This window comes from Haloferax sp. S1W (genome assembly GCF_044593955.1).
Classification (GTDB): Archaea; Halobacteriota; Halobacteria; order Halobacteriales; family Haloferacaceae; genus Haloferax.
Genome location: NZ_CP172595.1, coordinates 2,120,579 through 2,140,745, shown reverse-complemented (window position 1 = coordinate 2,140,745; position 20,167 = coordinate 2,120,579). Strand labels below are relative to the sequence as shown.

At 56.9% G+C, this 20,167-nt stretch carries 24 protein-coding genes; 13 read left to right on the top strand and 11 right to left on the bottom strand.

Annotated features, from left to right (window positions below; translation table 11 throughout):
* Positions 1-2: 2 nt before the first annotated feature.
* Together ACH9L7_RS11285 and ACH9L7_RS11280 are read right to left on the bottom strand one after the other, a co-directional pair.
* Positions 3-218, bottom strand: coding sequence for a hypothetical protein (locus ACH9L7_RS11285; RefSeq protein WP_074792691.1), 216 nt, complete (start codon positions 216-218; stop codon positions 3-5).
* Entirely contained in the window at positions 218-625 is a 408-nt protein-coding gene (locus ACH9L7_RS11280) for a hypothetical protein (RefSeq protein WP_396610805.1), read from the bottom strand. The genes ACH9L7_RS11285 and ACH9L7_RS11280 overlap by 1 nt, the downstream gene beginning before the upstream one ends.
* 128 nt (positions 626-753) lie before the next feature.
* On the opposite strand from ACH9L7_RS11280, the gene ACH9L7_RS11275 reads away from it, so the two are divergent.
* On the top strand, positions 754-954 hold the full coding sequence (locus ACH9L7_RS11275) for a hypothetical protein (RefSeq protein WP_396610804.1): 201 nt from the start codon (positions 754-756) through the stop codon (positions 952-954).
* Between the two features lie 7 nt (positions 955-961).
* On the opposite strand, the gene ACH9L7_RS11270 is transcribed toward ACH9L7_RS11275, so the two are convergent.
* Positions 962-1,702: a hypothetical protein gene (locus ACH9L7_RS11270; RefSeq protein WP_396610803.1), complete on the bottom strand. Its 741-nt coding sequence runs from the start codon at positions 1,700-1,702 to the stop codon at positions 962-964.
* Positions 1,703-2,011: 309 nt separating this feature from the next.
* Between ACH9L7_RS11270 and ACH9L7_RS11265 the strand changes: the two genes are divergently transcribed.
* On the top strand, positions 2,012-2,272 hold the full coding sequence (locus ACH9L7_RS11265) for a hypothetical protein (protein WP_396610802.1): 261 nt from the start codon (positions 2,012-2,014) through the stop codon (positions 2,270-2,272).
* Positions 2,273-2,306: 34 nt separating this feature from the next.
* On the opposite strand, the gene ACH9L7_RS11260 is transcribed toward ACH9L7_RS11265, so the two are convergent.
* The 5 genes from ACH9L7_RS11260 to ACH9L7_RS11240 form a co-directional block, all read right to left on the bottom strand.
* On the bottom strand, positions 2,307-3,047 hold the full coding sequence (locus ACH9L7_RS11260) for a hypothetical protein (RefSeq protein WP_396610801.1): 741 nt from the start codon (positions 3,045-3,047) through the stop codon (positions 2,307-2,309).
* A 52-nt stretch (positions 3,048-3,099) separates the two neighbouring features.
* The gene (locus tag ACH9L7_RS11255) at positions 3,100-3,954 is read right to left on the bottom strand and encodes a hypothetical protein (protein ID WP_396610800.1); all 855 of its coding nucleotides are present in this window, start codon (positions 3,952-3,954) and stop codon (positions 3,100-3,102) included.
* 5 nt (positions 3,955-3,959) lie between these two features.
* A complete protein-coding gene (locus ACH9L7_RS11250; protein ID WP_396610799.1) occupies positions 3,960-4,838 on the bottom strand; it encodes a hypothetical protein in 879 nt (292 codons plus the stop codon).
* 79 nt (positions 4,839-4,917) lie between these two features.
* Positions 4,918-5,223, bottom strand: coding sequence for a repressor phrH2 (locus ACH9L7_RS11245; RefSeq protein ID WP_396610798.1), 306 nt, complete (start codon positions 5,221-5,223; stop codon positions 4,918-4,920).
* 29 nt (positions 5,224-5,252) lie between these two features.
* A complete protein-coding gene (locus tag ACH9L7_RS11240; RefSeq protein WP_396610797.1) occupies positions 5,253-5,540 on the bottom strand; it encodes a PhiH1 repressor in 288 nt (95 codons plus the stop codon).
* Between the two features lie 389 nt (positions 5,541-5,929).
* Between ACH9L7_RS11240 and ACH9L7_RS11235 the strand changes: the two genes are divergently transcribed.
* The 3 genes from ACH9L7_RS11235 (at position 5,930) to ACH9L7_RS11225 (ending at position 8,011) form a co-directional block, all read left to right on the top strand.
* Positions 5,930-6,091, top strand: coding sequence for a hypothetical protein (locus ACH9L7_RS11235; RefSeq protein WP_396610796.1), 162 nt, complete (start codon positions 5,930-5,932; stop codon positions 6,089-6,091).
* Entirely contained in the window at positions 6,088-7,116 is a 1,029-nt protein-coding gene (locus ACH9L7_RS11230) for a tyrosine-type recombinase/integrase (RefSeq protein ID WP_396610795.1), read from the top strand. Before ACH9L7_RS11235 ends, ACH9L7_RS11230 begins: the two co-directional genes overlap by 4 nt.
* Before the next feature lie 544 nt (positions 7,117-7,660).
* Complete coding sequence (locus ACH9L7_RS11225) at positions 7,661-8,011, top strand: DUF6176 family protein (RefSeq protein WP_396610794.1); 351 nt, start codon at positions 7,661-7,663, stop codon at positions 8,009-8,011.
* 405 nt (positions 8,012-8,416) lie between these two features.
* Here the strand turns inward: ACH9L7_RS11225 and ACH9L7_RS11220 are convergent, their stop codons facing one another.
* The gene (locus tag ACH9L7_RS11220; protein WP_396610793.1) at positions 8,417-9,007 is read right to left on the bottom strand and encodes a hypothetical protein; all 591 of its coding nucleotides are present in this window, start codon (positions 9,005-9,007) and stop codon (positions 8,417-8,419) included.
* 485 nt (positions 9,008-9,492) lie between these two features.
* Here ACH9L7_RS11220 and ACH9L7_RS11215 point away from each other — a divergent pair, with 485 nt between their 5' ends.
* The 4 genes from ACH9L7_RS11215 (at position 9,493) to ACH9L7_RS11200 (ending at position 12,448) form a co-directional block, all read left to right on the top strand.
* On the top strand, positions 9,493-9,900 hold the full coding sequence (locus ACH9L7_RS11215) for a histone acetyltransferase (protein WP_396610792.1): 408 nt from the start codon (positions 9,493-9,495) through the stop codon (positions 9,898-9,900).
* A 206-nt stretch (positions 9,901-10,106) separates the two neighbouring features.
* Positions 10,107-11,711 carry a PAS domain-containing protein gene (locus tag ACH9L7_RS11210; RefSeq protein WP_396610791.1) on the top strand — a complete coding sequence of 535 codons (1,605 nt, stop codon included), beginning with the start codon at positions 10,107-10,109 and terminating at the stop codon, positions 11,709-11,711.
* 87 nt (positions 11,712-11,798) lie between these two features.
* A complete protein-coding gene (locus ACH9L7_RS11205) occupies positions 11,799-12,176 on the top strand; it encodes a hypothetical protein (protein ID WP_396610790.1) in 378 nt (125 codons plus the stop codon).
* Between the two features lie 38 nt (positions 12,177-12,214).
* Positions 12,215-12,448 carry a hypothetical protein gene (locus ACH9L7_RS11200; protein WP_396610789.1) on the top strand — a complete coding sequence of 78 codons (234 nt, stop codon included), beginning with the start codon at positions 12,215-12,217 and terminating at the stop codon, positions 12,446-12,448.
* Positions 12,449-12,488: 40 nt separating this feature from the next.
* Here ACH9L7_RS11200 and ACH9L7_RS11195 read toward each other — a convergent pair whose 3' ends face one another.
* Both ACH9L7_RS11195 and ACH9L7_RS11190 read right to left on the bottom strand, forming a co-directional pair.
* The gene (locus tag ACH9L7_RS11195) at positions 12,489-13,808 is read right to left on the bottom strand and encodes an RNB domain-containing ribonuclease (RefSeq protein WP_396610788.1); all 1,320 of its coding nucleotides are present in this window, start codon (positions 13,806-13,808) and stop codon (positions 12,489-12,491) included.
* Between the two features lie 180 nt (positions 13,809-13,988).
* Entirely contained in the window at positions 13,989-14,291 is a 303-nt protein-coding gene (locus tag ACH9L7_RS11190) for a hypothetical protein (protein WP_396610787.1), read from the bottom strand.
* Between the two features lie 277 nt (positions 14,292-14,568).
* Here ACH9L7_RS11190 and ACH9L7_RS11185 point away from each other — a divergent pair, with 277 nt between their 5' ends.
* The 4 genes from ACH9L7_RS11185 (at position 14,569) to ACH9L7_RS11170 (ending at position 20,117) form a co-directional block, all read left to right on the top strand.
* Positions 14,569-15,048 (top strand): RNA-binding protein, encoded by a 480-nt coding sequence (locus ACH9L7_RS11185; RefSeq protein ID WP_396610786.1) that lies wholly within the window; start codon positions 14,569-14,571, stop codon positions 15,046-15,048.
* A gap of 157 nt (positions 15,049-15,205) precedes the next feature.
* Positions 15,206-15,565, top strand: a complete 360-nt coding sequence (gene sepF, locus ACH9L7_RS11180) for a cell division protein SepF (RefSeq protein ID WP_396610785.1) — start codon at positions 15,206-15,208, stop codon at positions 15,563-15,565.
* A 201-nt stretch (positions 15,566-15,766) separates the two neighbouring features.
* Positions 15,767-18,715 (top strand): excinuclease ABC subunit UvrA, encoded by a 2,949-nt coding sequence (gene uvrA / locus ACH9L7_RS11175; RefSeq protein ID WP_396610784.1) that lies wholly within the window; start codon positions 15,767-15,769, stop codon positions 18,713-18,715.
* Positions 18,716-19,124: 409 nt separating this feature from the next.
* Entirely contained in the window at positions 19,125-20,117 is a 993-nt protein-coding gene (locus ACH9L7_RS11170) for a WD40/YVTN/BNR-like repeat-containing protein (protein WP_396610783.1), read from the top strand.
* Positions 20,118-20,167: the final 50 nt, after the last annotated feature.

Sequence of the window (20,167 nt, the reverse complement as noted above, 5' to 3'; positions counted from 1 at the left end):
GCTCAGTCGAACACCTCAGTCACCCCGAGACGCTCGGTGATGACTACGACGCCAGCTGCACCGACGGCGATGTAGCCGAGACCGACATTCGTCCCGAGAAGGTCAGCGAGGAAGTTGGTCGAAAGCAGTTCCTGAGCGCCCCAGTTGGCAGCCCCAACGCCCGCACCGACGGAAGCGAGTGTCTCGATGTCGAGGTCCACGTCGTCGAGGAGCGCCATTACAACATCCACCCCACGGCGAAGGACGCGGTAGTCGTGACACCGACGTATACGAGTCCCCAGAGGTCGGAACTCTGGAAGAACGACGCCACGTCACCGACGAGTAACCAGCCTGCGAAGAGACCGACCGTGGCGAAGACCGAGTACATGTAGTACTCGTCGAGACGCTCGGCGTCGTCTTTCAGACTCGAGAAGTCGGTGTTCTCGTTTGTGGCGACGATCCCGACGAAGGACGCGACGGAGATCGCGTAGGCGACGGTGATTTCGATGTTTCCCGAACTCCAGATTACGTCGGTGAACCCCACGTCGAAGAGCTGGAAGGTGGCGATGCCGGTCATGATGAACCCGGAGACCATCATCGCGACCGTTAGGGCCGCGTCTACCGGGTCGAATTCCATTTTTGACATTACACCGACCGCGGCCACCCGATGTGCAATAATACCTAGGAATCCCTGAGAATTGCGTACTGAATCCTATCGGGGTTCTACTCACGCCCTAATGATTAAGTATAGGCGGGTGGCCGACGGCAGTGACGATGTTCAGAAAACTTCGGAATCACGACGGAACGCCGTTGATCGCGTTGGATAAGGACGAACTCGAGATGGACGGTGTTCTCGAGGACGGTGAGGCTCCAGATGGGAAACAGATGCACGTCCAGCGGCTTGGAGAGGGTGTGTACGTGGTCAGAGATGTGACGGACGGAGGTATAGCAGAGATCCCCGATTTTATTAGATAGCTACTATTCATTTCTGGTTATGTTGTTCCCATTTTTTAGATAGCCATTCTGAACATACTGTCTGAATTAAGGCCTTAGCATCGGGTTTTGACATCGGTTGATTTGGCCCATCCTTATATGAACCATGCCGGGCTTCTAAGCCAATCACACTGTATGAGTTTGCAGTGCCTTTGAAATCATCGTAATTCACCTTTTTTATCCACCCCAAGTCATGTATTCTTTCCCCACTCATATCCTCCTCAATATGCTCAAGGATCTTGTACATATTCTCCCAAGTATCACCACGTGCCCACCGTTTCAGAAACTCATGAACCGACTTATCTGAATCAGCCAAAGTAATCAGTCGATTTGTATCGAATACTGCATCTTCTTCCCAGCTCGGTAAACCCATCTGTTCTCTAAATTCCGCACTACCACGGTGTCGTAATACCGTTAAGTGGCTCACGACTTTCTGACCATCACTTGATATGAGAGACACTATGGACACAGGTTCGAAGGCGTCTTGGTTCAGTTTCATTACACCACTCATAATCTCAAGAGTGTTCTCTGCGATCTCAAAGGCGGGTTCAGAATCTTCTACACCTTCTAATTTTGAAGTCTTGAGAATGTATCGATCACCCTCCTTTGTGACAAGGGGATCGCTTTCGAATACTTCAGTCAATATGTTAAGATCAGCTTCATTCCCTTTTAGATGGACTTCCCAATTCATCCCACCAATTCGTTTAGTTGTGTAACGCCTTTTTGCCATCTGATGAAATCCTGTAGATCGGAGTTGAACAAAACTGTGACTCGGGTTATCGAGTCACCTCAGAAGCGGAAAACTGTACAAGAGGTTCTCCTCCTCCGCCCCCACGGGGTAGCTCGCGAATGTATACGCCATCCTCGATGTATGCACCTTCACCGTCGTCAGCGACGGTCACCGTGCATAGATTCGGACCAGCTCGAGCGGGTGAGCAACGCGGTCGCGGTCATGGGTCACCCGGAGTATAAGAAGAATCGGCGTTCACTCACTCGAGAAACGCGCAAACCGACCCCCGGTGCATACGATGATTCATAAATGACCACGCGAACGAGCCTGAAGCTCACCGACGAACGGCAGCTGTTGTTCGACAGAGCGAGCGAGATCGTGGCGCGAGATGCGTCGGACGACCCACCGCGGAGCGACGTGATCGACGCGGCACTCACCCACTTGATCGAGAGCTACGAGAACCTCGAGAACGTTCGAGATGCGTATCCCCCGCAGACGGTCAAGGACTGTTGTAACACGTCAGTGTTGAGGATGCGGTATCGGACGAGTTTGGAGAGTCAGTGGCGGTAGAATTAAGAACGAATCAGTACAGAAGAATTCTGAATCACCTACCCCTAAGGCGTGGTGCAATGTTGAATTCTACTTCTCCATGTCCTTTTGCGAATGTGAATTTCAGCTCTAACGGTCTCTCACTGGTTGCCATCCTCATATGAACCGAGACATCGTCTTCTATCGCGTCGGTTAGTCCTCCCAAGTAGTTTAATCCGTATGTGTTATGCGCTGGCCCAACCTCGATCTCTTCTAGCGAATCTTCCCCGATTTTTCGCTTTGTCATGTCAATGTCGCCTTTGCCACGTATAACAAGCGCCCTCTCATCTTCCCTAATATAGAAAGTTATCTCTTCAGAGAATTGGTCAGCAGCTGTAACCGCCTGAACAAACTCGTCTCCAGGGATAATCACCTTTGTCGTATAATTCACATCAATATCTGGTATCTCATCGTCAAGAAGCTCTCTCCGAACTAATCCGAGTTTATAATCTTGCCCCTCCGCTTCAACTCTGAGTATCCACTCTTCAAGATCGAGTTCAAGCTTCAACACCGATTCGTTATCGACGAGCTTCAGAATCTTTTGTAATTTGGAGATGTCTACCCCAATCTCATATCCGGACGACCTGAAAGATTCGAACGCACCCTCGTTGAGTATTATTTGAGCTGAAGCGATATTCGCTGGATCGTCAACTCGGATCTCGAGCTGGGTCTCTGAAGCCACAAAAAGACACTCAGTATGGAGTATACGAGCTGGGATGAGTGCTGTTTTTAGCGTATCAGCTTTGATTTCCGCCACTAACATATCTACTACAGAATATTAATTAGGGATTGATATAACCTCCCCCTCCTCAAGCAAACCGGTTGGCCAAAATTTTCCGCCAACTCTTATTCAGCAAATAATAGTGCATTACCAGCATCTTCACGTAGCGAGTGACTTCACTATCCATCTCATAGTATGGTGGGTGAACAGTAACGTGATTTTGGAAGAACTCAACCTCAGTCTTCTTTGTATTTCCTTTCTGTCCAGCGAGTCTAACACTCATGTCGAATCCTTCCTTGTGAATCCACTCATCCAGCGTTAGATCATTCTCAACAGGGTTCAGGATTATCCTGGCAGGGCTAGCATTTCCGTTGAACACGTCATTGAGGCTGCTTTCTAGTAATCTAACAAACACTCCAAGATTTGGGAGTTCTGACTCTACTTCTGGAAGTGCAAATTTGAATGTAATCTTGAAGTTAATCTCGCGAACAATTCGATCACTGGTATCCTTGTCCGGACTCTGAATCAAATCTTCTTGGCTCTCTTTAAGATTGATATCCAAGCTATAGCCATGTTTTGAGTCGATGTGCTTAGCGGACGACTCTCCGCTGAGTCCATTCCAGTGGATAGTCCTACACGAGATTCGTTCGTAGCTTTCTCGCTCAATTAGACTGCGTACTTCCTCTAGATGGGTTTGGATTTGAGAGACAGTGTAGTCTCCACGAGGATTATAGGATATCTCGAATGTGGCATCGATTGGTGAAAATTTAGTCAGTGATGACTTCAGATACCATGTTATTTTACGTTTTAGAGGACCAACTACCTTTTTACCGATTGCCCACTCTAAGAAGTAATCAAACATTCGCGTGAATATCCAGAAGCCAACGACTAGTAGAACTCCTGCGAACGTTTGTGCGGTCAGTAGCCAGCTAATAATTCCCATATCTTCTAATCTCTCTCCCGTTCAAAGATTGAGTTTCCATCTGGGTTCTCGAATGTTTTAAGAGACGATTCTCCTTTACGGTCACGATGAATATTTGGCAGAACAAATTCAGTCAGCAGTCGTAGATATGTATCCAAGCGTGCCTTAGAGTAGATCCTGACTAGTCCATCATTTGCAATCCGGATGGTTTTCTCCTTTCCTGGAACCAACTTTTCCGTCTGGAACATGTGGTTTTGCAGCTGTCCTTTGCTTTGGTGACGCTCGTAGTCTGGATTATTCTCAAATCCTCTTCCACGAATCTCGATATTTGTCAATTCCTCTTGAGGGAAGTCTGAGATGATTGTATCCATCAGTCCCGCATCAAGATCTTCTTGGATTTGCTTCAATGATCGATGATCCAATCTCGTATCACTGATTGAAGGGCCCAATTGGCTGTACTGCCTCCTGAGCATCTGTGTGACTGCCTGTGCAACAGAACGGCGGGAAACAACAATCAAATAATACACTCCGTCAGTATCAAAAACCAAGAGACGAGCGTCTGCCGCATCCATTGTCAATATTTTATCTCCGCGGTAGGTCACTGTCCCTCGGTCATCCATTTGGATGTCGGCTACAATGACTTCGCCATACGGAGTGCTTACAGCCTTCGCATTCTCGACACTGGTTCGCTGGACAATGCGACCGTCTTGCTTGAATACGTCCGGAATCTCAGTGCCTTCTTCAACACTTTCAGTAATGTCCTCTGTGAATATACGGTCATTCAGATGCTCTCGTAGATTTTGTTTATTGATTTTATACCCATCCGGAACAGCTATCCAATATATCATTCCGGTGTACGTGTCTTCGGTTGCTAGAGGTGTTTGCGTGTTTTTCTCCATAGACATGTGAAATATCTCTCCTTACAGAGTGTAATACTCAATTACTAATCAAATGTTGGTGACCAAGGTGGAAGTAAAAATTGAGTCAAACGAACCCTGCCCAGTAACCCGGTCTTACCTTATCCGGCGGTCTCGGCTTCGGGAGCGGCCGAATCAACCCGGCATTCACCTTTCCCTCGAGATACAGCTGCCCCCACCCGGTAATCTCGAACACATCTGCACTCGCGTGGTCGATAAGCGGTGCTGCCAATCCAGCGTGGCACAGAACGCGACACCGCTCTCTTACTTGTCGTAGCGTCGTCTCGTCGCCAAGTTCCCCGTAAATAGACTCTGGAGACCCCCAGTTGTTCTCGTCGAGATACTCGAGGATTCTATCGTCCCAGATCGTCATCCAGTCTCCAGATTTTCTCATGTCACTGGCTACGCAGACGCAGCGCCCTCCTCTCTGTTTTCGTCGTTGAGCTTCTCGGCGTTCAGTTCTCCCTCGAGATAGTCCTCACCAATCGCCGTGATGATGTAGACGCCGTTACCGAGGTGCTGGAGCATCCCTTTCTCTTTCAGCCGCCGTAGTCGGCGTGAAATCTGAGACCGAGAGACTTGGAAGTAGCCGGACTCGTCTAACTGGACAGGACTCGCTGACCCGTTTTCGTCGATATACTCGAGAATCCGGTCATCCCAGATGGTCATCCACGATGCAGATTTCCTCATCTTCTGTGCATATATGCGTAGCTCGCTACTATCATTACTGGCTATTGGATTTTTACAAAGAATCTTACTTTATGCTCTGACCGCAGCATTTATGCAAAGCTAAGGAATACTAACATGTACGGGGCCGCGAGAGATACCGTCGGCTGGAGATGATTTTTGTAGGCCCTGAGTGCGGTGGAACCAGCACCGCACTCAGGAGGGTTCCGTCACGTAACCATGACGGAAACAACGATTGCGGGGCCGAAGCCCCGCACAATAACCGATGTGGCACAGTTTGATAAGGGCGACGAGTGCCTGTGCGCGATTTCTCGCGTGCGCGCGGCGGTCGGCGTGGACGCTGAGACTCGCCTGAGTGTCTGCCGGAAGTGCGCGGAGCTGGAGGAAGGGCAATGAGTCTCTTCGTCATCTTCGACTGCCCGGCCTGCGAATGCGTCGAGAAACTCACGCCCGTAGACGACGAGATTTGGAACTGCGGGGGCTGCGGTGCGAAGCTCCGCGAACACCGCGACCAGGCGGGTGCGACGGTTGACCTGACGGTGGTGGAAGCATGAGCGACGAACTCGAACCACTCGCCCCCGAGGAGGGCGTCGAGTGGTATCTCGAGAGTCGTGAGGGCATCGACCGCGAGCACACCATCGAGAACAAGCACTACCGGCTTCGTCCGTTTCTCGACTACTGCCGCGATGTCGAACTCGACAACCTGAACGACCTGACCGGCCGCGACCTGTTCCGGTTCTACAAGCGCCGTCGCGGTGAGGTCAAGCCGGTCACGCTGAAGAACCACTTGGCGACGCTCCGGGTTGCACTCGACTTCTGGGCGTCTATCGACGCCTGCAAGCAGGGCCTTCGTGAGGACGTTCCGATGCCGAACCTCACCGACCAGGACGAGACGAACGAGGCTGTCCTTCGGACTGATCGGGCTAACGAGGTTCTCGAGTATCTCGAGAAGTTCCGCTACGCGTCCCGCGACCACGTGATTTTCATGACGCTGTGGCACACCGGGATGCGTCTCGGTGGTCTCCACAGTCTGGACGTTGACGACTTCGACGCCGACGAGCCAGCACTCGAGCTACGTCACCGACCGGACCAAGGAACCACGCTGAAGAACGGTCACCGCGGTGAGCGCGACGTTTCGCTCCACCCGTCGATTGGCTCTGTCCTCGAGGACTACATCGCACACGAGCGTGCGGAGGTTGTCGACGACTACGGCCGAAGGCCGCTGGTGACTTCGGGACACTCGGGGATGCGACTGAGCAAGACGGCGATTCGGAACACGATCTACATGGTCACCAAGCCGTGCATGTACGCGAACTACTGTCCGCATGACCGTGACCCGAACGAGTGCATCGCGAACACCGGAAAGAACGCCTCGAGTCAGTGTCCGTCGTCGGTGTCAGCCCACCCGCTGCGGAAGGGTGCTATCTCGCGGTCGCTGAACGACGGCATCCCGAAGGAGATCGCCAGCGAGCGGATGGATGTCACCGAGGATATCCTCGATAAACACTACGACAAACGGAGTGAGCGCGAGAAGATGGCGGTTCGTCGTCGCCTCATCCGGGAGGTGACCAAATGGTGAGAATATCCGTAGAAAGGGGTGCGAAAACCGTTCGAGAATGGACCCCCGCGAGTCCATTTCCTTCCGTTCACTACGTTCACTGTAGTCAATGGACTCGCTTGCCCCCGTTCGCTCTGCTCACGGGGACCCCGCGAGTCCACCTCGGTTGTTTGATCGAATCGATGAAACGAGAGACGTCTGTTTTAGGATGTTATCTCTCGCGGTCAACTGAACCGCTGGTCAATGGCCGGTCCGACCTCGCCAAGCGACTTGTTGGTGACGCCGAGACTACGGGGGTCGATAGCCGATGAATCTCGACTCGGACCGGCCACCACCAATTCACTAACTAAGATTCCAGTCGCACAGTCTCTCGTACGCAACTATTCGTTAGCTGTCGGTACGTCGGTCGGAGCGTCGTCGGAGGCGGGTTTTCTGGGGGCTTGGCTGTTTCGAGGCCGCCAACAAGTCGCTTGGCGGCTTTCTGCCGAACTCCCCAGAGTGTGACAGGATTGACGTGGCACATATAGAGGTTGAGTTTATTACGCTGGATTCTCACACAAATCGTATGACCGAGGTAGTACTGACCAAGCAGAAAGTTGAGGATGGGAAGACAGACCGGCTCATCGAATGGATGAGTGAAGTCCAAGAGCGGGAAGATGAGGTCGTCGAAACGTTTCAATCGGAGGGGATGGTGACCGAAGCAGCGTTTCTCGAACACGCGGACGATGGCGATTATCTCGTCTACTTCATGGAAGCCAAGGACCTCCGTGAGGTCTACGAATCGTTCGACGAGTCCGCACACGATATTGACGAGGAACACAAGGAAGTCATGGACGATGTTCTCGAAGACAGTGAGGAATTAGGGGTTGGAAACTACGAACTTCTCTATCACATGGTCAACCCTGACCGCTCATAGCGCTGCAGGACAAGCGCCCTCTATTCAGCACGGCCTCGAAAAAACATCATCAATTGGGGATTTCAACAGAGTCCTGATGGGCTATCTCTTTTGCTTGGCGACTGCGAACACCCGATGATACCCAGTCGACGCCAAGACGAGCCACAACGGCAGGTCAACCGTCTGTGACAACGCCTCAATCATCGTTGAGAACCTCACCCCCATCGGGGATGCAGACGTTCTTCAGTCGACCAATCAGGGAGCGAACCCCCCGATATCCTCGTGAAGCGTCGTTTGATCCATTGCATGCAGGTCAAGTGCTGGCTCTACGAGTCCTACCAGCACAGGAACAGTTAGAAGAAGCTAACCAGTAGGAGACTGATTTTGACACCAGAACTGACCCCGCTCAAACAAGAGTGAGCAGGGTCAGTCTGTTAACCGCTCGATCATAATGGGATGATCTCGGGTAAACACGCCTTTCGGATTCGCCATGTGAACCCAGGCATGAAGCCCCGTGAAGTTTAAATTCGGATCTGGTGCTGGATGCCACCCCTCTTCCTCAGTGACCTTCAAGGCTCGGGCGGAATTTTCGTCATCGAAGATATTGGCGGGGGCTTGCTCGTGTCGGCCGGAAACCAACCACTCGACGCCCGCAAGAATGATGTTGGAGTCGTCTACGTCGTCTTGGTCTTCGACATCTTCTGATGGCGCATAGAACAATAGGGCGGGAGGATCCGTGTGCTGGAGGTCTCCCGCGTCATCGAAGTCTACCAAGTAATCTGACAGGTTTTCGTAGACAATCCCTGCATGGGGGACAATCCCGAAGAACCCGTAGCCATCGGCTTTGGCGACATCGACGTCTCGGTACTTCCTGGTCGATTTCCGGACGGTGTTGAGTTGTCTAGCGAACGTATGGCCGCCAGCAGCCGTTGTCCCGACGGCTGCCATGCTCCCTACTATCCCTGCACCGACTGTTTTGAGTACTGTTCGGCGGTTGGTGAATCGTGGTTTCGCCATATTTAGTCCTCAAGTGACGGGCTTTGCCGTTCTCTATATTGAGGTTCGTTAACATTGTACGATGGTGAGAAATAAATAGCCATCTACTGACATTTTGGCAGGGTCTGACAATTTCGCAATGGCTGAAAGGGAGCAACTCTCCGCCATATCTGCCATTTTACGCTGCGAGCGTAGTACGGCATATCGGAACCGCACAGGAGATGCACCAACGGAGCGACGAGGTAGAGAACGACCAGTGACCCAACGACGACGAACAGCAGTTTCGTCTTCGTCTCCGAAGCGCCGTGCGTCTCGCCTGTCCGTCCGATATCGGCGAAACCAAGAGGTGCATTGGTAAACTCTATACGAACCAAAAAGAGTTTATTGCTACCTAGTGGTTGGATACCTGCCCCTGTCTGGCATTTAGTCCAGTACCTATCACGGGTGCTGGCACACGCTTCGCTCCACTGGTCGGTCGTCTACAAAAGCAGGGAAATTAAGGCCGTGTGTGGTGTGTCGAAAATACGTCATTCTCAATCCCAGTTGATGAGGCACAACCAAGTCAACTCTATCTCGACGCAGCGAAACTGCAACGAGCAATAGAGTGGTTCGATTTTGACGACCCGACGTATGAGCCGATTCCGGTCTTAACGCTTGATAACGAGCTAGTGCTCTCGGATGGGCACACACGAGCATTCCTTGCATATCTGAGTGGCGAAACCGCGCTGGATGTGGTTCCTGAACCTGACCGAGAAGAATTGAGTACCGACCTGTACCGAGAATGTGTGAACTGGTGTTATGAAGAAGATGTGACGGCCATCGCCGATTTCGCTGGCCGTGTTCTGAACCACGACACATTCTTGGACGAATGGGTTAGTCGCTGCCGTGAATCGCCTCTCTACGAAGAAGACTGAGTAGAGCCGCTGGCATTGTGATGTGAGAAAGAGACACCCGCGCTCTTCAGCACGTTATTTCTCTCACTCTCCTCCCAAAGTGAGTTCTCCGACCCACCAAAACCAGCTGTTTGTTTGACAAGAAACGCGGCAGAAATGCGTTCGTTAGAATTTTCCTGAAATTATGGGAGAATTACTATAGTCTCCAACTTAGAAGAGCAGGTAGCATGGATGGCCCGATTCGTGTGTTGCACGTTGACGATGACCCCGGATTCACGGAGCTCACTGCGACGTTACTCGAGCGTGAGAACCCCCAACTCAGCGTAAAATCGGCAACTGACACACGTGAGGGGCTCCGATTGCTCTCGGAGGCGGACTTCGACTGCATCGTCAGCGACTACGACATGCCCGGCCGGAATGGAATCGAGTTCCTCGAAGCGGTCCGCGCGGAGCACGCGGAACTGCCGTTCATCCTCTTTACCGGCAAGGGCTCCGAAGAGGTCGCCGCCGACGCGATTTCGGCCGGTGCAACCGACTACATCCAAAAGGAGGTCGGGACCGGACAGTACACCGTTCTCGCCAACCGAATCACAAACATCGTCGCACAGTATCGGGCCCGGCGGCGGTCCGAGCGCGCCAATCGCCGCCGCCGGCAGACGCTCACTCGAATCACCGACGGCTTCGTCGAGATGGACGCCGACCTCACGGTCACGGACGTAAACGAGCAGACGGTGGAACTGACGGGTCTCTCGCGCGAACAACTTCTCGGAATAAACTACCGAGAGGATATCGCAGAAGAGAACTCCAACGTGTCTATCGAGGGCTACGAGGAGGTCCTCGAAACCGGCGAACCACGGACAATCGAGGCGCTGTCGGACATCAACAGGGGGCGGTGGATCGAAGAGCGAATCTTCCCCACCGAGGACCGAGACGGCGTCTACGTCTACTTTCAGGACATCACCGAGCGCAAAGAGCGCGAACGAAAACTGCAGACGCAGACCAGACAGCTACAGGGCGTTCTCGACAGCGTCTACGCCGCGCTCTGGATGCGGGATACCGACAGCCGGTTTCTCTTGGCAAACCAGAACTACCGAGAGTTGTTCGACATCGACGACGAAGTGGACCTCGTCGGAGTCGACGTCGGAGACGTGTTCGACGCGGACACGGTCAGTCGACTCAGGGAGGTCGACCAGCGCGTCCTCTCCAGCGGCGAACTCGTCGAAATCGAGGAGGAAATCGAGACGGCGACCGGACAGCGGGTGTTCCTCGTTCGAATCACGCCACTTTTCGACGAGGATGGCGAGGCGTTTGCGACGGCCGGGGCCGCAGTCGACATCACAGAGCGCAAGGAACGAGAGCGGACACTGACTGCACTCCACACCGCGGCACAGAAGATAGAGCAGTCGACGGACGCACAGACCGTCTACGAGACGCTCGTCGAGACGGCCGAGAACACGCTGGATTTCGACCTCGTCGCGGTCGACATCGAACGGGACGGCTACCTGATTCAGGAAGCGTGGAAGTTCAACTCCGAGGAGGCTGGCTACTTCGAGAAGACGCCGCTCGATTCGGACGACACCTTCGCAGTCCGAGCGTACAACCGCCAGGAGACCATCATCGTCGACGACCTGCAGGCGGCCGACACCAAGATCGCGGACGACGACTATCGCTCGGCGATTACCGTTCCAATCGGTCGCTTCGGAACGTTTCAGGCCGTGTTCAGCGAAGTCGGCGCGTTCGACGAGTACGATCGGGAGTTCGCCGAACTGCTGGTCGAGCACGCACGAGTGAAACTCGACCAGTTGGAGACCGCACCCAGCCGTCGCGTGTGAGCCTCGCGAGTTCTACTTCCACCGAATCCATCACTTTCACTCCGCCCTTGGCGGACCCTCTTTAGCCTCCCCTGCAACCGGGGCAGTATGGAAACAGGCCACGGCACCCCTCCGTCGGACCCAACCGACGTCTTCCGAGATGTCGTTTCGACCCTTCGGGAGACGCGTCGCGGCGTCCACCAACACCGCATGGCGCAGGCGCTCCTCAAGAAAGACGCGTCGGGGTCGCGACTGGTCGCACTCGTGGACGACACCGAGCGGGCGGTCTTTTTCAATCCCGCATCGCGCACGCTCGAATCGGTCCCTTTCGACCGGGAGGGAACACACGAAAAAGACGCTGAAGTCCTCTCGCGGCAGTTGAGCGACCCGGCGGCGTGGGTTGAAGCGAACGCGTCGGAATTAGAGTGGATTCACCCGCACTTTCGATGGACGTGCGGACTCGATGGCGAGTATGTCCGACCGTGAAGAATTATACCGACTCACTTCGCACATCAACCAGACCAATGAACGACGAAGAACTCGACGAACTTCGGTCGTCGCTCACGCCATACGAGTCCAGCGGTGGTGTCACCACCTATCAGAACACCGTGGCCATCGCTTGTCCGGCCTGCGAGAAGCCGTTCGACGACCTCGTGGTCTGCGAAGACGACTACAACAGTCTCGAACTGAGCATGATGCTCGACCTCTGTGTGACCCAGCACGACGGCGACGTGCTGCTTTTCACTCACAAACAGTAAGCCAGCGCGGCGTCGCGCTTAGCGGTGGACCGTTCAGTGCTTACTCACTCGGTGGGAAGCCGTTCTCGTCGATGACCTCGCCATCATCGTCGACAGTGACGATGCCACGGTTGTTGACGGCGTAGGGGTCGAGACCAACCTCCTGGAGGAACTGCTTGTAGAGCCGTTCGGCCGTCTCGGCGTCCTTCTGGCGGTCCGAGGCGCGGTCACAGAGTTCCACGAGGTCTTCGGGCACGTCGTTTTCGTGGACAATCCAGTGGTTGATAAGGTCCGACAGCCGGCGGATGGGCGAGGTAAAGTGCCCGTAGATGTCGAAGTTGAGTGCGTAGTGGCCGCCGAAGGGGTCGTTCATGTACTTCGCACGGGGCATGACCTTCAGCACGGCGCGCTGAATCTTGTTGAGCGTGCGGGAGTTTGCACTTTCGAGGGCGTCGTTGACGGCCTTCCGGGGTTCGTCCCACGACGTGGACTGGATGCTCACGCCGTCGAGTTCGGTAATCTCACGGAGCGCCTTGTCCCACTGGTCTGGGGTCGGCTGGGGGTGGACGCGGTACATCGCCTCGACGCCGCGGTTCCACATCAGTTCGTGCGTGACGGCCTTGTTGGCCTTCAGCATGCACTCTTCGATGATGGTGTGGGCGCGGTCACGGCTCGGGTTGAGAACGAGCGAGCCGTCTTCCTTCCGCTGTTCGTGCAGTTGGTCCGCGAGGTCGAACACCAGCGCGTTCTCCTCGTGAAGCGGGAGGTCCGGGTTGTCGAGGCGGTTCTCACACTGCGTGTAGGTGAGTCGCTCGTCGGAGTGGATGACGGACTTGTAGATGTCGATAGATTCGAACGAGAGGGTGTCCTTCTTGACTTCCATCTCGACGGTGTGCGCCAGTCGGTCCTCGTTGGGGACGAGAGAACACACGGTTTCGGCGAGGGCCGGCGGGAGCATGTGGATGGTGTAGGCGGGCATGTAGACGGTGTTGCCGCGCTTGACCGCCTCGGCCCACATCTCCGATTCGGGGTGGACGTAGTGGGTCACGTCGGCGATGTGGACCCATAGCGTGTACGTCTCCTCGTTCTCTCGGATGCTCAGGGCGTCGTCGAAATCCTGTGCGTCGATGGGGTCTGTCGTCCACGTCGTCAGGTCCCGGAGGTCCTGACGATGTTCCAGTTCCTCTTGAATCTCTTCGTCCACACCTTCCGTGCGGGCGCGCGCTTCCGAGAGGACTTCGGGCGGGAACTTGTCGCGAATTTCGAACTCCTCGAACAACTCCTCGCGCTTGTTCTGGAGGTGTCGCGCGAGCTCGGCGTCGATTTCGACCGGTCCTTGCCCTTCGGCGGTACCGGCGTACGCCTGCGAGTCGTCTGACATAGCCTCGTCTAAACGGGGCAGGGAGAAATGCGTGTCGGGGGCGGTGTGATATCGAGAACGAGCGACACCGCTCTCCGTCGGGGTGTGTGCCTGCCGATAGGCGTTCAGTACGTCTCCGGAGGTATGTGCGTCTCCGAGGACGTCACCTCCTCCCGGAGGGTGCCGACGACGAGGCGGGGACTACCGCTCGCGTTCCTCGGCGGATTCGTACTCAGTCTTGACGGCGTCGTAATACCGGTGCAGGAACTCCTCGTTCGAGACGCCGTGTTCTTCGATATCGACGAGTAGTGCTTCGAGACCTGCTCGGGGCTGGTGACAGAGGTTCCGGTAACAGGACTTACAGAGGTGCTCGAAGCGCTTACCGTGTCGTTCCCAACGGTTCCCCTCTTTGTCGTACTCGCGCGCCGCCGACCGAAGGACCGAATCGCCGCACGCGATGCATACGACAGTCTTCCGGTCCCGGCTACTCCGGGAGCGCCACATACTAAATTGGTGGACGTACCGCTACTTATCAGTTGTTCCGCACTGTCTGACGGGCGTGTGACGGGCAGTCCGGTCTCACGATATCACCCACTGCAACCCCGACACTGCCCACTGCGGGTTCGACACTGTTCACTGTGGGTTCGACACTGTTCACTGTGGGTTCGACACTGTTCACTGTGGGTTCGACACTACCCACTGCAGTCCCGCTCACCGCGGGTTCGTCGCGTGTTCGTCGCGGAGCGGTCGATTTATCGGCACCCAGCGTCCACCACCGGATATGAAAGTCAAGTCTCGCCACCACCTCCGGAGCGACGAAATCTCCGCGTTACAGGAATCTATCGAAGCCAACCTCGGCGTCGATGTCGACGGCGACGCCTTCGAGGGCGTCGAGCTGTCCGATACCGACTTCGACCTCGTCCTCGTCGACGGTGAACCCCTCGTCGTCTACATCGACGAGGAACCGTTCTTGACCGTCAAGGGCGCAAACGAGTTCCCGCCGACGAAGCACGTCGTCACCGTGGACGCCGGTGCCGTCTCGTTCGTCTCCAGCGGGGCCGACGTGATGCGTCCCGGCATCACCGAAGCAGACGAGTCTATCTCCACGGGCGACCTCGTCGCCATCGCCGAAGAGACCCACGGAAAGGTGCTCGCAATCGGCCGCGCCCTCGAAGACGGCACAGACCTCGTCGGCGACTCCGGAAAGGTCATCGAGTCCATCCACCACGTCGGCGACGACCTGTTCGAGTTCAGCGTCTGAGGCCGTCCCCCGCGGTACGCCCTCGATTCGACCGTGTCAGAACCGACCGACGCCACTGGATAGTACGTTTACCGAGACAGTTTTCGAGTGGTGAACTCTCGGAATATGGACATACGTCTGACGTAAGAACTAACCTCGTCGTGACGGTGTACAACCTATGGGCATCATGAGCAAAATTCTCGGTGGCGGGGGCTCCCGTTCGACCGAGGACTACGTCGAACTCGACCTCGACGATTTTGACACCGCCCGCGGAGAGGCCGACATTTCGGTCCATATCGCGGAAATCGGTGGTCAGCAGGACGTTATCGCCATCAAAGACGCCGTCTACGACGGCGACCTCGTTATCGCCGACATCACGCGGCATACGACCTCGGACAACACGATGGAACACATCATCGACGACCTCCGACAGGTCGCCCACGAAGTCGACGGTGACATCGTCCAGAAGGGCGACGACCAACTCATCATCACGCCGACTGGCGTGAACATCGCGCGCAGCAAACTCAACAGCCGGTAACACCGTTCTTCTGCGGGGCACGTTCCCGCATCATCTCTTTTAACGTCTGCTGTCCCCGAGTCGTCCGAGCCGATGTATTTCCCACCGGCGTCGCTCGTGGTCGTACGCCCCGAAAACGCCGGTTGAACGCTCCGACAAACTTCCGGTTCAGATGACCCGAATCGATGCCTATTCGGTCCCCTCGTCCGTAGGATGCTTCGAATGAGCAAGGACTACATCGAGGTTCGTGGTGCCGAAGAGCACAACCTCAAGGACCTCGACGTCCGCATCCCCCGCGAGACGTTCACCGTCGTCACCGGCCTGTCGGGGTCGGGCAAATCCTCTCTCGCGTTCGACACCGTCTACGCCGAGGGGCAGCGCCGCTACATCGAGTCGCTGTCGGCGTACGCCCGCAACTTCCTCGGGCAGATGGACAAGCCGAAAGTCGAAGCCGTCGAGGGGCTATCGCCCGCAATCTCTATCGACCAGAAGAACGGGGCGAACAACCCCCGCTCGACCGTCGGGACCGTCACCGAACTGCACGACTATCTCCGTCTCCTCTACGCGCGGGTCGGCACGCAGTACGACCCCATCACGGGCGAGGAAGTCGGCGAACAGTCCGCACAGGACATGGTCGAACAGATTCTCGAACTCCCCGAGGGGACGCGCGCGAAGGTCGCCGCGCCGGTCGTCCGCGACCAGAAAGGCGAGTTCAAGGACCTCTTTTCGGACCTCGTCTCCGAGGGGTACGCTCGCGTCGAAGTCGACGGCGAGGAGTACGACCTCTCTTTCGAGACGCCCGAACTCGACAAGAACTACGACCACACCATCGACGTTATCGTCGACCGCGTGAAGGTCGCACCCGAGTCGCGCTCGCGCATCGCCGACTCTGTCGAGACGGCGCTTGACGAAGCCGACGGCGTCCTGAAACTCATCGTCCCCGACCCGCCGGAAGACCCGCCCTTTGCGTCGAACACCCGTTCGACCGGGTCGCTCGCGGGCGACGGCGACGACCGACTCGTCGTCGAGTTCTCCGAGGAACTCGGCAACCCGAACTCGTCGTTCCGCTTTTCAGAAATCGAGACGCGCTCGTTCTCGTTCAACAGCCCCCACGGCGCGTGTCCCGAGTGTGAGGGTCTCGGCAAGGCCAAGGAGGTCGACCCCGACCTCGTCGTCACCGACCCCTCGAAACCGCTCAAGCACGTCTTCGAACCGTGGAGTTACAACCGGACCTACTATCGACGACAACTCGATAACGTCGCCGACCACTTCGGCGTCAGCGTGGACACCCCGTTCGAGGACCTCGACGAAGAGATTCAGGACGCCTTCCTCTTCGGGACCACCGAAGACGTGGTGTTCGAGTGGACGACGAAAAACGGCACGCGACACAAGGAACACCCCTTCGAGGGCGTCGTCGGCAACCTCGAACGCCGACACGTCGAGACGGACTCCGACCGCACGCGCGACCACATCGAGGAGTACATGGCCGTCACGACCTGCCCCGAGTGCAACGGGTCGCGCCTCAAAGAGCAGTCGCGGCACGTCCGCGTCGGCGGCACGACGCTCCCCGAGGTCAATCGCCTGAGCATCGCCGACGCGCTCGACCACTTCGAGGGTCTGGAAGCCGACCTCTCCGAGCGCGAGCGCACCATCGCACAGGAGATTCTCAAGGAGATTCGCGCCCGCCTCGGCTTCATGACGGAAGTCGGTCTGGACTACCTCACGCTGGACCGCGAAGCCGCGACTCTCTCCGGTGGCGAGTCACAGCGTATCCGTCTCGCCACGCAGGTCGGGTCCGGCCTCGTGGGCGTCCTCTACGTCCTCGACGAGCCATCGATTGGCCTGCACCAGCGCGACAACGACAAACTGCTGAACACGCTCGAAGGCCTCCGCGACCTCGGTAACACGCTCATCGTCGTCGAACACGACGAGGAGACGATGCGCCGGGCCGACGAGATTATCGACATGGGTCCCGGCCCGGGCAAGCGCGGCGGCCAAATCGTCGCGCAGGGCGACTTCGACGACATCGTCGCGGCCGACAACTCCATCACGGCAGACTATCTCGCCGGCCGCAAGGACATCGACGTCCCCGAGACGCGGCGCGAGGGCGACGGCGAACTCGTCGTTCGCGGCGCTCGACAGCACAACCTGAAGGACCTCGACGTGCCGATTCCGCTCGGCACGTTCACGGCCATCACCGGCGTCTCCGGGTCCGGCAAGTCCACGCTGATGCACGAGATTCTCTACAAGGGACTCGCCCGGACGATGAACGACAACACCTCCGTCGACCCCGGCGAACACGACGCCATCGAGGGCTACGACGAAATCGAGACGGTGCGCCTCATCGACCAGTCTCCCATCGGTCGCACGCCGCGGTCGAACCCCGCCACCTACACGGGCGTCTTCGACTACGTGCGCGAACTCTTCGCCGAGACGAAACTCTCCAAGCAGCGGGGCTACGAGAAAGGCCGGTTTTCCTTCAACGTCAAGGGCGGGCGGTGTGAGGCCTGTAAGGGACAGGGCAACGTCAAAATCGAGATGAACTTCCTCTCGGACGTGTACGTTCCCTGTGAGGAGTGTCACGGCAAGCGCTACAACGCCGAGACGCTCGACGTGACCTACAAGGGCAAGACCATCGCCGAAGTACTCGACATGGAAGTCGACGAAGCCCTCGACTTTTTCGAGGCGAACTCGCAGATTCGTCGTCGCCTCCAACTGCTTCACGACGTGGGCCTCGGCTACATGCAACTCGGCCAGCCCTCGACGACGCTCTCCGGCGGCGAAGCCCAGCGCGTCAAACTCGCCGAAGAACTCGGCAAGAAGCAGACTGGAGACACGCTCTACCTGCTCGACGAACCGACGACGGGCCTCCACAAGGAAGACGAACGAAAGCTTATCGAGGTGCTCCAGCGCCTCGTGGACAACGGCAACACCGCCCTCGTGGTCGAACACGAACTCGACCTCGTGAAGAACGCCGACTACATCATCGACCTCGGTCCCGAGGGCGGCGAACACGGCGGCACTGTCGTCGCCAGCGGGACGCCCGAGGAAGTCGCCGATAACCCCGACTCACACACGGGTCGGTACCTCCGCGACTACCTCCCCGACGTGGACAAAGAAGGACCGCGCTCGGACCGCCGCAAGCCAGCGAAAGTCCCGAACGACGACTAACTCTTTTCTCGACGTCCGTTCTGTACTCCGTTCTCACCGACGTTTTCGTTGGTTTGGTGGCACGGTCGAGTGCAGCTGGTGCGGGGTTCTGAATGTCTCTGTCGGAGGGGCGGTCACAAAGTGGTAGGAAACGCTTACGAAATTCACGTGTGTAATGTAAATAGGGGAGAAAATAAGCAATGCTTATAGGAAGCCGATGTACGACGTGCCACACGACCATCGAGGCAGACGAATACGTGTACTGTGATGAGTGTGGGCGAAGGATTCACGAACAGTGTGCACGCTACGAGCAGACCTTTGAGTGTCCGGTGTGTGGCACTGACTTGGCGATTGGAGCCGTCGAATTCTGACTTCGTTCGGAGCCGATACCCCTGCCCGAACTTTTCTCGATTCGGTCCCTACGTCTTGTATGCGACTCTACGCGGCAGCGGACGGTGCGGTACTGTCGGTCTCCGGGTCACCGGATTCGCCCACGGCGCGTCGCAGACTCGAAGACCGGAGACTCGAATGCATCGCCGCCGACGCTCGTACTCCCGAGCGGGCGTTCTGCGGGACGTTCGACCGCGGCCTCTTCCGAACGGCGGACGGCGGGGACACGTGGCACCCAGTCGGCAGGGACGTTCTTCTCGAATCGGTGACGAGCCTCGCCGTCTCACCGCACGACCCAGAAGTCGTCTACGCTGGAACGGAGCCGTCGGCGGTGTTTCGCTCGACGGACGGCGGCGAGACGTGGACAGAGTTGCCACCGCTTACCGACCTACCCTCCGCCTCGTCGTGGGCGTTCCCACCGCGACCCCACACCCACCACGCCCGGTGGATTGAGGTCGACCCGTGCGACCCGACCCGCCTCTTCATCGCCATCGAAGCGGGAGCGCTCGTAACCTCCTCCGATGGTGGCGAGACGTGGCAGGACCGCGTCCCGTCGTCGAAGCGGGACGTGCACTCGATGGCGACGCACATGGACAGACCGGGTCGCGTCTGGGTCGCTGCGGGCGACGGCTACGCCGAGAGCGACGACGGCGGCGAGACGTGGCACACGCCCACGGACGGCCTTCGACACAGCTACTGCTGGAGCGTCGCTGTGGACCCCGGCGACCCCGAGTCAGTTCTGCTCACGTCCGCACGGGGGCCGAGGCGAGCGCACTCCATCGGGTCGGCGGAGGCGTATCTATACCGCCGACGGGGGGAGCGTCCGTGGACACGACTCGACGACACTGGGTTGCCGACCGGGAGCGGTACCACGCGGGCGGTGCTGGACACCGGAGCGACCGCCGGTGAGTGCTACGCCGTAAACGACCGTGGAATCTACCGGACAACCGACTTCGGCGACTCGTGGGCGCGACTGGAGGTTCCGTGGCACGGGGAACGGACGACTACGGCGGGGCTTGCGGTCGTCGAGTGAGTTCGAGGTCTCTACATCTGTCCGACATCTCCCGGACATTCGCGCGACTG

Coding starts and splice junctions, on each gene's coding strand:
- ACH9L7_RS11245 (WP_396610798.1), bottom strand. CDS start 5,223: ATGACGATCTGGGACGATAGAATCCTCGAGTATCTCGACGAGAACAAC.
- ACH9L7_RS11200 (WP_396610789.1), top strand. CDS start 12,215: ATGAACGACGAAGAACTCGACGAACTTCGGTCGTCGCTCACGCCATAC.
- ACH9L7_RS11220 (WP_396610793.1), bottom strand. CDS start 9,007: ATGGCGAAACCACGATTCACCAACCGCCGAACAGTACTCAAAACAGTC.
- ACH9L7_RS11210 (WP_396610791.1), top strand. CDS start 10,107: ATGGATGGCCCGATTCGTGTGTTGCACGTTGACGATGACCCCGGATTC.
- ACH9L7_RS11275 (WP_396610804.1), top strand. CDS start 754: ATGTTCAGAAAACTTCGGAATCACGACGGAACGCCGTTGATCGCGTTG.
- uvrA (WP_396610784.1), top strand. CDS start 15,767: ATGAGCAAGGACTACATCGAGGTTCGTGGTGCCGAAGAGCACAACCTC.
- sepF (WP_396610785.1), top strand. CDS start 15,206: ATGGGCATCATGAGCAAAATTCTCGGTGGCGGGGGCTCCCGTTCGACC.
- ACH9L7_RS11270 (WP_396610803.1), bottom strand. CDS start 1,702: ATGGCAAAAAGGCGTTACACAACTAAACGAATTGGTGGGATGAATTGG.
- ACH9L7_RS11225 (WP_396610794.1), top strand. CDS start 7,661: ATGACCGAGGTAGTACTGACCAAGCAGAAAGTTGAGGATGGGAAGACA.
- ACH9L7_RS11205 (WP_396610790.1), top strand. CDS start 11,799: ATGGAAACAGGCCACGGCACCCCTCCGTCGGACCCAACCGACGTCTTC.
- ACH9L7_RS11250 (WP_396610799.1), bottom strand. CDS start 4,838: ATGTCTATGGAGAAAAACACGCAAACACCTCTAGCAACCGAAGACACG.
- ACH9L7_RS11185 (WP_396610786.1), top strand. CDS start 14,569: ATGAAAGTCAAGTCTCGCCACCACCTCCGGAGCGACGAAATCTCCGCG.
- ACH9L7_RS11195 (WP_396610788.1), bottom strand. CDS start 13,808: ATGTCAGACGACTCGCAGGCGTACGCCGGTACCGCCGAAGGGCAAGGA.
- ACH9L7_RS11240 (WP_396610797.1), bottom strand. CDS start 5,540: ATGAGGAAATCTGCATCGTGGATGACCATCTGGGATGACCGGATTCTC.
- ACH9L7_RS11280 (WP_396610805.1), bottom strand. CDS start 625: ATGTCAAAAATGGAATTCGACCCGGTAGACGCGGCCCTAACGGTCGCG.
- ACH9L7_RS11190 (WP_396610787.1), bottom strand. CDS start 14,291: ATGTGGCGCTCCCGGAGTAGCCGGGACCGGAAGACTGTCGTATGCATC.
- ACH9L7_RS11285 (WP_074792691.1), bottom strand. CDS start 218: ATGGCGCTCCTCGACGACGTGGACCTCGACATCGAGACACTCGCTTCC.
- ACH9L7_RS11255 (WP_396610800.1), bottom strand. CDS start 3,954: ATGGGAATTATTAGCTGGCTACTGACCGCACAAACGTTCGCAGGAGTT.
- ACH9L7_RS11265 (WP_396610802.1), top strand. CDS start 2,012: ATGACCACGCGAACGAGCCTGAAGCTCACCGACGAACGGCAGCTGTTG.
- ACH9L7_RS11230 (WP_396610795.1), top strand. CDS start 6,088: ATGAGCGACGAACTCGAACCACTCGCCCCCGAGGAGGGCGTCGAGTGG.
- ACH9L7_RS11235 (WP_396610796.1), top strand. CDS start 5,930: ATGAGTCTCTTCGTCATCTTCGACTGCCCGGCCTGCGAATGCGTCGAG.
- ACH9L7_RS11170 (WP_396610783.1), top strand. CDS start 19,125: ATGCGACTCTACGCGGCAGCGGACGGTGCGGTACTGTCGGTCTCCGGG.